This is a genomic window from Desulfosporosinus orientis DSM 765, assembly GCF_000235605.1.
Lineage (GTDB): Bacteria > Bacillota > Desulfitobacteriia > Desulfitobacteriales > Desulfitobacteriaceae > Desulfosporosinus > Desulfosporosinus orientis.
On the sequence record NC_016584.1, the window covers coordinates 2,845,490 to 2,857,109 of the forward strand.

Genomic DNA, 11,620 nt, shown 5'->3' on the forward strand with positions numbered 1-11,620 from the left:
TGAGTCGTACGATTATCCATTACTCTTTACTGAAATGGAGGTGATTTGATGAATTTTCCTGTTGTCAAAGGTGCGGCTTATGGGATGATTCATGCTAACGGGCTGCTTATTCACCATGGTACGACCCAAACAATGGAACTGGCCAAAGATACACCTTCAATCCATCTTGAGAAGCTCCCCCGGCACTTAAGAAGTTTTTCAGAAGCCGTAGGTTATCCTCCCAACCAAGTGTATATCGGCAATATGTCCCCGGATGAATTAAAAAACCTGTCTCGACCCTGGTATCAACAGCAAAGTTCCGGCTATAGTCCTATCGGAAAATACGGAGAGATTATTCCGGAAGACGAATTTATCGCACTCATGAAAATAGTTGATGCTTTTGAATTAGTGATCCTGGAAGAAAAGTTCCAGCAAATGGTCAAGGAAAAGATAACAGCTCACCCGGTATTGGGGGCAATCAAGGATGTTGCCAAACTCGACCACAATCCGGGCAAGGAAGAGGCGCTTCAGGAATTAGTAAGCTCCCATGTGGCAGAGCCCCTGTATTTTGAGGGGAAATTAGTGGGGTGTGTGAAAAGAGCCCATGACTTTGACGAAGCCCTTTCCAACCATGTTATGCTGGAAAACCTGGTTAGCAAAGCTTCAGCTGCCTTTGCTTTACAGCTTCTTTTCCATAATACGGACTTAAAGGCTGAAGAGGTGGATTATATTATTGAGTGTTCAGAAGAAGCCTGTGGGGATATGAATCAAAGAGGGGGCGGGAACTTTGCTAAATCCATCGGTGAGATGTGCGGGTGTGTAAATGCTACGGGTTCAGATACCCGCAGCTTTTGCGCCGCTCCTGCTCATGCCCTGGTAGAAGCAGCTGCCCTGGCTCAAGCTGGAATTTATAAGAACATCGTGGTATTAGCCGGTGGTTCTTCCGCAAAACTGGGGATGAATTCCCGCAATCATGTGGAAAAGGGCATGCCGGTTTTTGAAGATATGCTGGGAGCCTTTGCAATTCACGTGGGTGAGAATGATGGGGTCAGCCCGATGATCCGGACGGACGGAATTGGCCGGCACCGGATTGGCTCAGGATCTTCCCCTCAAGCTGTGATGACGGCTATTGTTGCCGATCCCTTAGATAGGATCGGGTACAAAATCCTGGATGTGGACCGTTATGCGGCAGAACTGCAGAATCCGGAGATTACTGAACCTGCCGGTGCCGGGGATGTGCCCCTGGCCAATTATAAAATGATCAGCGCCTTAGGGGTAAAACGGGGGGAATTAGCCAAAGCAGATTTGCAGAAAGCCGTCGACGGTTTTGGAATGCCCGGCTTTGCACCGACACAGGGCCATATCCCATCGGGAGTACCTTTTGTAGGGCATGCTTTAGATTTGATCTTGTCAGGAAGAATCAGGCGGACCATGATTATCGGCAAGGGAAGCCTCTTCTTAGGCAGGATGACCAATCTCTTCGATGGCGTTTCCTTTATTCTGGAAAGGAACAGCGGCATGCCCGAGCAGGGATTGGATAAACAAGAGGTTCGCAAAATGATTGCCGTAGCTATGCGGGAATTTGCTAAGACTTTGAGTGATAAATCTTGATTTAAATAAGAAAACTAGCCCCCTCGGAGGTGAAAAGATGGGCAATAATCCTATTAAACGCACGATTTCGGAAGTTTTTGAAGAAATGGCTCAGGCAATAGAAACAGGTATGATAGGCAAGAAAACCAGAGTGGGTTTGACAATTATCGGCAGTGAACACGGGCCGCAGGAACTTGTCCGGGGTGCAGAACTGGCTATGGAGCAGAATCCGGATTTGGAAGTGGTGATTATTGGCGATGGAGGGGCAACTAGTTTAGAAATTGTCTCAGCCGGAGACGAAAAAGAGGCTCAAGCTGTTATGGAGGAAATGCTGGCCCAGGGTGGTTTAGATGCTGCGGTAACTATGCATTACAATTTTCCTATTGGGGTTTCCACAGTAGGGAGAGTCATCACTCCCAGTAAAGGAAAGAGCATGTTCGTGGCCACTACCACCGGAATTGCTGCCACGGAACGGGTTACAGCTATGCTTAGGAATACGGTTTACGGTATCGCCGCAGCAAAAGCCTGTCAAATTCCTAATCCAACCGTGGGCATCTTAAATATTGATGGTGCCCGGCAGGTGGAAAGGGCTTTGCAAAAGCTAAAAGAGGGCGGCTACCCTATTAATTTTGCTGAATCCTTGCGGGCTGACGGCGGTATTATCATGAGAGGGAATGACTTATTAATAGGGGTGCCGGACATTATGGTTATGGATAGCCTCACAGGCAACCTAATTATGAAGGTGTTTTCTGCCTCCGGCACAGGAGGAAATTACGAAGCTTCCGGCTGGGGTTACGGCCCGGGAGTGGGTGAAGATTATGACCGTATAATTGGAATTGTCTCCAGGGCTTCAGGTGCTCCGGTCATTGCCGGTGCCCTCAAATATGCTGCTGATTGTGCCAAAGGAAATTTACCGGCCAGAATCAAAGCTGAATGGGCTGCTGTCAAAGCAGCAGGCTGGGATAAGCTGTTGGAGTCCCTCAGTTGCCCTGCCTTGCCCATGAAAAGGGCAGAGGAGGCTGTCCCGCCGGCCAAAAAACCGGTGACTGAATCTTTGCCCGGGGTGGAAGTGATCGAGCTGGAAGATGCTGTTCAGGTGTTATGGAAAGCCAATATCTATGCGGAATGCGGTATGGGCTGTACCGGCCCCATCGTTATGATTGCACCGGAAGATAAAGAAAAAGCCTTTGGCTTATTAAAGGAAAAGGGGTATCTGTAAAAACAGAATTTACTTCTCCGAGGTGGGTGTTTTATGAAAAATTTAATTGTAACCAATAATCCCGCGGTGGCAGAACAAAGGAATAATGTGCTTTTTGTCGATGGCTCTGTGGAGGAAGTATTGATTAAAGTCCGGGATTTAGTCCATCAGGGCTATGAATTAATCAGTCACCCCTTAGGGGCCAGTATTCGGATCATTTTCTCCCCCTTTCGCTCCATCGTTTTAGGAAAAAAGTCCGCAAGAGCAGATCAGTTGTCGGTGGAAATTATTGAGGACAGTATTCTTAAATACACGCGCCATATGGCCTTCCGGAATAAAGAGACCGTGGCCGGGGATGATTATCAGATGATTGATCTCATCCTGATAGAATCCGCCTTACTTGAACAACCGGTGTTGTTATGAGATTTAGCAAGGGATAATTTTAGGAGGAGGTGACGGTTTTGAAACTGGAAATCGGACGGATTTATATTCATGATATTCAATTGGGTGGTGAGACTTCGCTTGAGGACGGTGTTTTGACCATTGACCAGGAAGGCTTGATCAGCAAACTGAAAGAGGATGAACGAATCAAAGAGGTTCACCTGGATGTGGCTAAACCCGGTGAAAAAATTCGCATTATTCCGGTGAAAGACGTGATTGAACCTCGGGTTAAAGTTGAAGGAGGGCAGAATGGTTTTCCCGGTGTGACCAGCAAACAAGCGCAATGCGGGGAAGGAAGAACCCACGTTTTGTATGGCGCTGCCGTAGTGACGGTAGGGGATATCGTAGGCTTTCAGGAAGGCGTCGTGGATATGTGGGGGGAGGGTGCCAAGTGGACCCCTTTTTCCAGAACCTTAAATTTAACCGTTGATATCAAAGCAGCAGATGGTTTGGATCCTCATACTCATGAAGAAACCGTGAGGATGGCGGGTTTGCGGGCAGCGGAATATATCGGTTTAGCCGGGAAAGATGCAGTTCCCGACGAAATCCTGACCTTTGAAATGGGCAGTGTTTTTGAAGAAGCTGCTAAATATCCTGATCTGCCGAAGGTTCTCTACGCCGAGATGAATATCACCCAAGGATTGCTTCACGACACCTATATTTACGGAGTTAATGAAGCGGGGATTCTTCCGGCCTTGCTCCATGCCAACGAGGAACTGGACAATGCGGTAATCAGCGGCAACTGTGTAGCAGCCTGCGATAAAATTACCACCTACCAGCATCAAAACAACTCAGTGATCTATGATCTCTATGCCCAACACGGTAAGGAAATCAACTTTTTAGGGGTGATTATGGTCCCTGAGCATACCACCCTGGCCGGGAAGCTGCGCGCTTCGGATTACACAGTAAAGCTGGCTAAAATGCTGGGTGCCGATGCTGTAGTTGTCTCAGAAGAAGGTTATGGCAACCCGGATTCGGACCTTTTGATGATCTGCAAGAAATGTGAAAAATCCGGGATTAAAACCGTACTGATTACGGATGAATGTGCGGGGAGAGACGGCATGTCTCAGCCTTTGGCGGACACGGCGGCTGAGGCAGTAGCAGTGGTTTCAGGGGGCAATGTCAGTCATGTGGTTACCTTGGAGCCTGCGGACAAAGTGATCGGCAGCCTTGAAGCCATTGCCGTACTGGCCGGGGGATGGGAAGGTTCCAGCCAGGAGGACGGCTCCTTCATGTGTGAATTAAATGCTGTGATTGGTGCTACTTCAGAAATCGGATTCCACAATGTAACCTGCAGGCTCTATTAAATCAAGTGAAAGGAGGATAATCGATGTCTGATCAATTTAAGGTCCTCTACTACGTCAACCAGTTTTTTGGTCAAATCGGCGGCGAAGACAAGGCGGGCATGCCCCCTGAGTTCAGACCGGAAAAAATAGGTCCGGCTTTAGGCTTTGAGGGGCTTCTCAAGGGAGAAGGAACCGTTGTCGGAACCATCATCTGCGGAGATAATTTCTTCAATGAAAACACAAGGGACGCTCTGGGAACGATCCTAGGCATGGTCAAGGAGGCAGCTCCGGATGTCTTTATTGCCGGTCCGGCTTTTAATGCCGGACGGTATGGTGTGGCTTGCGGAGAACTTGCTAAGGCGGTTGTCCAAGAACTTAATATCCCTGCAATTACCGGTATGTATCAGGAAAACCCCGGTTTGGACAGCTGCAAGGCTTTGGCTTATGTGGTCAGGACCAGTGATTCGGCAGGGGGAATGCGCAAGGCCTTACCAACTATGGCGGTTCTGGCCCGAAAATTAGGTAACCGCCTGGAAGTGGATTCTCCTGAAGAAGAGGGTTACATTCCCCAGGGAATGAGAAAGACTCTGACGGTGGAGAAAAGAGGTTCACAAAGAGCTGTGGAAATGCTGATCGCCCGCTTAAAAGGCCAGCCCTTTACAACGGAAATGCCCATGCCGGTCTTTGATGTAGTTGCTCCAGCCCAACCTATCAAAGATTTAAGCACGGCCACCATTGCCTTATGCACTTCGGGGGGAATCGTACCGGAAGGTAATCCGGACAGAATTCAGTCCGCCAGTGCTCAAAAATGGGGAAAATACAATGTGGCTGACAGGAAGGCTCTGGATGCTCCTGACTTTTATACCACCCATGGCGGTTATGATCCTGTCTATGCTAATGAAATCCCGGATCGGGTGGCTCCTTTGGATATTCTCAAGGAGTTTGAAGCAGAAGGATATATTGGCAGTGTCTTTGAATGGTTCTATACAACCACCGGAACAGGTACGGCGGTTAACAAATCCGTGGAATTCGGAGCACAAATTGGAAGGGAACTGCTGGCCGCCGGAGTGGACGGTGTGATTTTAACCTCCACATGAGGGACTTGTACACGTTGCGGCGCAACGATGGTTAAAGAAATCGAACGATATGGAATCCCGATTATTCACATGGCGACTATTGCTACAATCAGTGAATCCGTGGGAGCTAATCGAATTGTCCCTACCGTTGCCATTCCTTATCCCGTAGGGAATCCCAACCTTAACAAGGAAGATGAACACACTCTAAGGAGGGAAATGGTCAAAAGAGCTTTGGATGCCCTGACTGCCGAAGTCTCCGGACCAACTCACTTTGAGTAAAAGGAGGATAACCCTGTCGGAATTAAAAATCAACCAATCCTATATTCAGCAAATTGCGGAAGTGATTGCCGCAGTCATCGAATTTGAGGTTGTGATTATTGACAGTAACCTGGAGGTTATTGCCGGAACGGGAAAATATCAGAGTGAAATAGGTTTTGTCTATGGAAAAGAATGCATCACAGAACAAATCATTCACAAGGGTTGTAATTTTGTCTTGGATGACGAGCCGATTAAACATCAGATTTGTAAGGATTGCAGTCAAAAAAGCATTTGCCAACTCAAGGCAGCCATACTTTCGCCGATTATGTTAAACGAAAAAGTTATCGGGACCATTTCAATTTTTGCCTTTAGTGAAGCAGAGAAAACCCAGCTCTTAGATAATCGAGGTAAATTAGAGGATTTTCTAAGTAAATTAGCAGCTTTGACCAGCAGTAAAATTGACGTAAATGAAATGAACATCCGGCTCTCCATCATGGCCAATCAATTTAGTGCGGTGATTAATTCCATTGTTGAGGGAATCATAGCTATTGACCATAAAGGTTATATAACCCACATGAATAAGTCCGCTGAAAAGCTATTAAATATTACCAAGCAAATGAGCGGACAGCACATCAATGAGATTTTCCCGGAGTTTTCCGTGCCCAAAGTCTTGAAATTCGGCCAGCAATATGCTGAACAAGAGATTAGGTATAAAAACAAGGACGAACAGTGTCATTTTATCAGTACCATTACTCCTATTCAAAAGGATCAGCAAATTATTGGTTTGGTGATATCCTTCCGGAGTATAGGGGAAATGAGGAAGCTGGCAGGGAGAATCATCAGAGAAGATCGCAAGTATTCTTTGGATGGAATACTGGGAACCAGCAAAGCGATGACCACCCTCAAGCAAAAAATGCAGCTGGTTGCTGCCACGGATTCCACCATCTTAATTACCGGGGAGAGCGGAACGGGCAAAGAGTTATTTGCCCGGGCCATACACGAAGAAAGTCATCGCAAGAACGGCCCCTTTGTAGCCATTAATTGTGGTGCTATTCCGGAAAATCTCTTAGAAAGCGAACTCTTTGGCTATGAAGAAGGGGCTTTTACAGGAGCCAGCCGGGGAGGGAAACCGGGAAAATTTGAGCTGGCCAATGGCGGGACCATCTTTCTCGATGAAATCGGCGACATGCCTATGCATCTCCAGGTAAAATTGCTGCGGGTATTGCAGGAGGTTAAAATTGAACGCATTGGCGGTGTAAAGCCTGTTTGGATTGATGTCCGCATTATTGCGGCAACCAACTGTAATTTGGAAGAAATGATTGAAAAAAAGGAATTCCGCAGCGATCTCTTTTACAGGTTAAGTGTTATTCCTTTTTATATCCCGCCCCTGCGGGAACGAAAAGAAGATTTAATCCTGCTTCTCCATCATTTCTTAGATAAATACAATTTGATTTTGGGCAAACAAATCACGGGATTTACCCAGGAAGTCCAGCGAAAAATGCTGGCTTATCCCTGGCAGGGGAATGTCAGAGAACTGGAGAATGCTGTAGAATATGCCGTAAATATTGCCACCAGTAACGTTATTGACAGCTCCTTTTTGTCAAACCGAGTCAATGATTACTTTAAACAGAATCCCGGTTTGACAACTGGGGAGGCTCCCCTCACTCTGGCCGAGCTGGAGAAAAGCGCCATTGAGGGTGCCTTGAAGAAGTTTGGCAATACTCGCCAAGCCAAAGAGAAGGCCGCGGAAAGCCTGGGTATGAGCAGGTCTACCTTCTACAGGAAAATTAAAGAACTGGGGCTCAACGCAAAAATTCCCAAAGCGAAATAGCAAATCCTAATTTGAGAAACCTGAAAAGACTTGAAGCACAAGGGTTTGAGAAAAAATATTATTGTTTATCTTCTTATATTGAGACAACATATAGACTCAAAAGCTTTTTGGATAGGACTTAGATAGTCTGTCTGAAAAGCTTTTCCTTTTTGCCAAATAATATTTTAATATTAAGATAACCTTGATAAATTGCCAAACAATAAGCTATGAACCTGAAACTACTGATTTTGACAGGATTTTTAATCTTAAGATAATTTAGAGACCGGAATTCGCATAATAACAATACTTGAAAATTGATAAGAGTATATATTTAGTTGCCAAGATTGGCATGCTAATTGCAATATATTAAAAATTCAGAAAATAAAATATTGTTCGTTAGCAATTCAATGATGATTTGCGGAACTTTAATGATGGAAAGGGGGAGAGACTAATCCACAAGAGCGGGTTTTCCAGCGTCTTTTTTATTGCTAGTTAAAGGAGGTAATTCGGTGGATTTCTTAAAAAAATTAGACAAGAAAGTATTTTATCCTTCTGCTTTAATCTGTTTAGTTTTTATCGCCTGGATGGCTGCCATGCCGGAAGCTGCGGGAAATGCCATTAACGCAGCTTTGACCTTTATTAATACTACCTTTGGCTGGTTATACCTAACCCTGGTAAGTATCTTTGTCCTTGTCTGCTTTATCCTTGCTTTTAGTAAATATGGAAAAATCAAATTAGGCAAAGACGATGATGAACCTGAATATTCCACTTTTAGCTGGTTTGCGATGCTTTTCAGTGCCGCCATGGGGATTGGCTTGATTTTCTGGAGCATTGCCGAGCCCATGTCCTATTTTGTTGCTCCTCCAGTAGGGGAACCGAATACAGCTGCAACTGCTCAATGGTCCTTAAGACAAACTATTTTTCACTGGGGACTGCATCCCTGGTCCATCTACGCCATAACCGGTATGGCCCTGGCTTATGCAGGATTCAGAAAAGACCTGCCGGCTAGAATCAGTTCTATTTTTGAACCAGTCTTAGGAAGAAATAATTTAAATGGCGGGTTGGCTAAAGCCATTGACGTCTTCGCGGTCATAGCTTCTATCGCCGGTGTAGCAACATCCTTGGGTTTTGGCGCTATGCAAATTAACGGGGGTTTAAATTATTTGATCGGGATCACTGTTGAAAATAGCGTAACTGTTGTGATTATTGCTGTTGTTACCTGCTTGTTCATAATTTCGGCAGTAACTGGAATTAAAAGAGGGATTCTCTGGTTGAGCAATATTAACATGTCCCTCATGGGAATTCTGATGGTGTTCATGCTAGTTGCCGGTCCTACCTTGTATATTTTAAATTCTATTGTATCAGCAACAGGTGATTACCTGCAAAATATTGCCTGGTTAAGCTTTTATGCCGATCCTAATGGAGTATATGCCAAGCAGGCCGGTTACGATTGGGTAGGAGGCTGGACGGTATTCTACTGGGCCTGGTGGATATCCTGGGGTCCATTTGTCGGTGGATTTATTGCCAGAATTTCCAAGGGTCGTACTGTCAGAGAATTCGTTCTTGGTGTATTAATTGCCCCGGTACTGTTAAGTATTCTCTGGCTGGGTATTTTTGGTTCAACGGCGATTCATATTGATCTCTTTGGAGCTGGGGGAATTGGCGAAGCAGTCAGCAAAGATATGACCAGTGCTTTGTTTATTACCTTAAGCAATCTCCCCGGCGGCCATGTCTTTGCCATTGTGGCAACAGCCTTAATTGCTACCTTCTTTATTACCTCGGCTGACTCAGCTACCTTCTGTATTGGCATGTATTCTTCCGGTGGCGATCTTGAACCGGATACCGGATTAAAAGTGTTCTGGGGGGTTATTGAAGGAGCAGTGACAGCTGCGCTGGTAGCATCCGGCGGGATTGCCGCCTTGAAGGCATCATCAATTTTGTCGGCATTTCCTTTTATGCTGATCATTTGCGGGATTATCTACTGTATGTTTAAGTCCTTTAATGGAGAATTTGCCCCTCCTAAAAAATCGGCCAAAGGTGCTGCTATGGCAGATAGGGAAGCGGCAAGAGGATAATAGGGTATTTTCCTGCAGGCACTAAGAAAGTAAATAATAGTCAGCCAAACACACCTCAAAACACGAAATCTGCATTACGTATCTCAGTCGAGGGTTTGAATCTGTTTGAACCTTAGTGAAACAAAGACCTGCACATGAAGGTGTTGGGTCTTTGTTTCAGTTCTTAAAGGAAGGTGAATTCAAATGTCTAAACCAATTCTTACAACCCTGTCCCCGGAAGAAATTGAAAAGGTTAAAACAGCCAGTCTTGCACTCCTGGAACGAACGGGAGTTAATATTGATCATGCTTATGCCCGGGAGGTTTTACAAAGGGCGGGAGCAAAAGTTGACGGAGCACGTGTTTTTTTTCCGCCTAAACTGGTTATGGAGGCAATAGCTAAAGCTCCTCGTCAGTTTACCATTTATGCCAGAAATCCCAACTGTAACATAACCATTGGTCAAGAAGAACCTGTCTTTGCTCCGGGTTACGGAGCACCCTATGTCACTTTAGCCTCGGGCGAAAGACGGAAAGCGACCTTTGTTGATTTTGTCAATATTGCTAAACTTTCCGGCTCAAGTTCTAATATGGGGGTCTCTGGAGGGGTGCTGGTTGAACCCAGTGATATACCGGAGAAAAACAGGCACAATGCCATGTTGTATGCTTGTATAGTTAACTCGGATAAACCCTTTATGGGCAGTGCAACCGGCGAAGAGCATGCCAAGGATTCCTTGAAAATGGCAGGCATGATTATGGACAGTGATCAGGGAATTCCCAAACAGCCTGTCATGATAAGTTTAATCAATACAATCACCCCGTTGATGCTGGATGAAAGGATGGTTGGGGCCTTGATAGCCTATGCTGAAGCAGGACAGCCGGTGATCATTGCCTCGTTAGGAATGGCCGGGGCTACTGCACCTACTACTTTGGCCGGGACTTTGGCTCTGCAAAATGCTGAAGTACTGGCGGGAATTACCCTGGCCCAAACCATTCGCGAGGGGACTCCTGTGGTTTATGGTTCAGCATCCTCCATTACCGAGATGCGGAACGGATCATTAAGCATTGGTGCGCCGGAAGGAGCCTGGATTATTGCAGCAGCTGTACAAATTGCTCACTCCTATGGATTGCCCTGCAGAGCAGGAGGGTGTGTGACAGACAGTAAGACTTTAGATCCTCAGGCTGCTTATGAAAGCATGATGAATCTCCAGGTCGCCGGAATGGCAGGGGTGGACTTTGTTCTGCATGCGGCAGGAATTTTAGAGTCCTATATGTCTTTCTCTATGGAAAAGTTTATTATAGATGATGAAATTTGCAGTATGGTCAGGCGCTTCCTGAGAGGAACAAAATTTGAAGCTGAAGATTTAGCCGTTCAACTGGTTAATGAAGTGGGTCCGGGAGGACAATTCTTAACGGCGGATCATACTTATCAGAATTTCCGCAAAGAGTTTTGGACACCGGCCTTATCAAACCGGGAAACCTATGATCAATGGAAAATGAATGGTCTCGTGTCCATGCTTACCCAGGCTGAACAGCGCGTCCATGAAATTATTGAAAATTACGAGATACCCTACTTAGAAAAATCTGTGGAACAAAAACTGAAAGAAATGGCTGGAATTTAAAATAGTACAAGAAAAGACTGCTCAAGCCCATTGTGTTGGTTTGAGCAGTCTTTTCTTGTACTAATCCGAAAGTATAACTTTTCGTTGGCAAGCTCTGTTTATGATTATTTTGACAAGATATTCCTATTTAGAGGATGAAGTTTTTACTATAATGAAAAAGGTGAGTACTATTGTAGATCTCAGAATATTAAATCTATTGATATTCTTCTCATTAACTATTATCAATGAGTTTAATTTTATTGGCAAAACATACGCTGAAATACCTAAAAAAGAGCACTAAATGTGATCCAAGGGGAATGGGGTGACTAATA

The 11,620-nt window shown here is 45.4% G+C and carries 8 protein-coding genes; all 8 read left to right on the forward strand.

Features of this window, described 5'->3' with window-relative positions:
* Nucleotides 1–48: 48 nt before the first annotated feature.
* Entirely contained in the window at nucleotides 49–1,590 is a 1,542-nt protein-coding gene (gene grdC, locus DESOR_RS13320; protein ID WP_014185110.1) for a glycine/sarcosine/betaine reductase complex component C subunit beta, read from the forward strand.
* 37 nt (nucleotides 1,591–1,627) lie between these two features.
* Nucleotides 1,628–2,788 carry a glycine/sarcosine/betaine reductase complex component C subunit alpha gene (gene grdD / locus DESOR_RS13325; RefSeq protein ID WP_014185111.1) on the forward strand — a complete coding sequence of 387 codons (1,161 nt, stop codon included), beginning with the start codon at nucleotides 1,628–1,630 and terminating at the stop codon, nucleotides 2,786–2,788.
* A 33-nt stretch (nucleotides 2,789–2,821) separates the two neighbouring features.
* Nucleotides 2,822–3,190 carry a GrdX family protein gene (locus DESOR_RS13330; RefSeq protein ID WP_014185112.1) on the forward strand — a complete coding sequence of 123 codons (369 nt, stop codon included), beginning with the start codon at nucleotides 2,822–2,824 and terminating at the stop codon, nucleotides 3,188–3,190.
* Between the two features lie 38 nt (nucleotides 3,191–3,228).
* Nucleotides 3,229–4,515: a glycine/sarcosine/betaine reductase component B subunit gene (locus tag DESOR_RS13335; RefSeq protein ID WP_014185113.1), complete on the forward strand. Its 1,287-nt coding sequence runs from the start codon at nucleotides 3,229–3,231 to the stop codon at nucleotides 4,513–4,515.
* A gap of 23 nt (nucleotides 4,516–4,538) precedes the next feature.
* Nucleotides 4,539–5,849 carry a glycine/betaine/sarcosine/D-proline family reductase selenoprotein B gene (locus tag DESOR_RS13340; protein WP_081468509.1) on the forward strand — a complete coding sequence of 437 codons (1,311 nt, stop codon included), beginning with the start codon at nucleotides 4,539–4,541 and terminating at the stop codon, nucleotides 5,847–5,849.
* Nucleotides 5,842–7,659, forward strand: a complete 1,818-nt coding sequence (locus DESOR_RS13350) for a sigma-54 interaction domain-containing protein (protein WP_014185116.1) — start codon at nucleotides 5,842–5,844, stop codon at nucleotides 7,657–7,659. The genes DESOR_RS13340 and DESOR_RS13350 overlap by 8 nt, the downstream gene beginning before the upstream one ends.
* 488 nt (nucleotides 7,660–8,147) lie before the next feature.
* On the forward strand, nucleotides 8,148–9,713 hold the full coding sequence (locus tag DESOR_RS13355; RefSeq protein ID WP_014185117.1) for a BCCT family transporter: 1,566 nt from the start codon (nucleotides 8,148–8,150) through the stop codon (nucleotides 9,711–9,713).
* A gap of 183 nt (nucleotides 9,714–9,896) precedes the next feature.
* Entirely contained in the window at nucleotides 9,897–11,309 is a 1,413-nt protein-coding gene (locus DESOR_RS13360; RefSeq protein ID WP_014185118.1) for a trimethylamine methyltransferase family protein, read from the forward strand.
* Nucleotides 11,310–11,620: the final 311 nt, after the last annotated feature.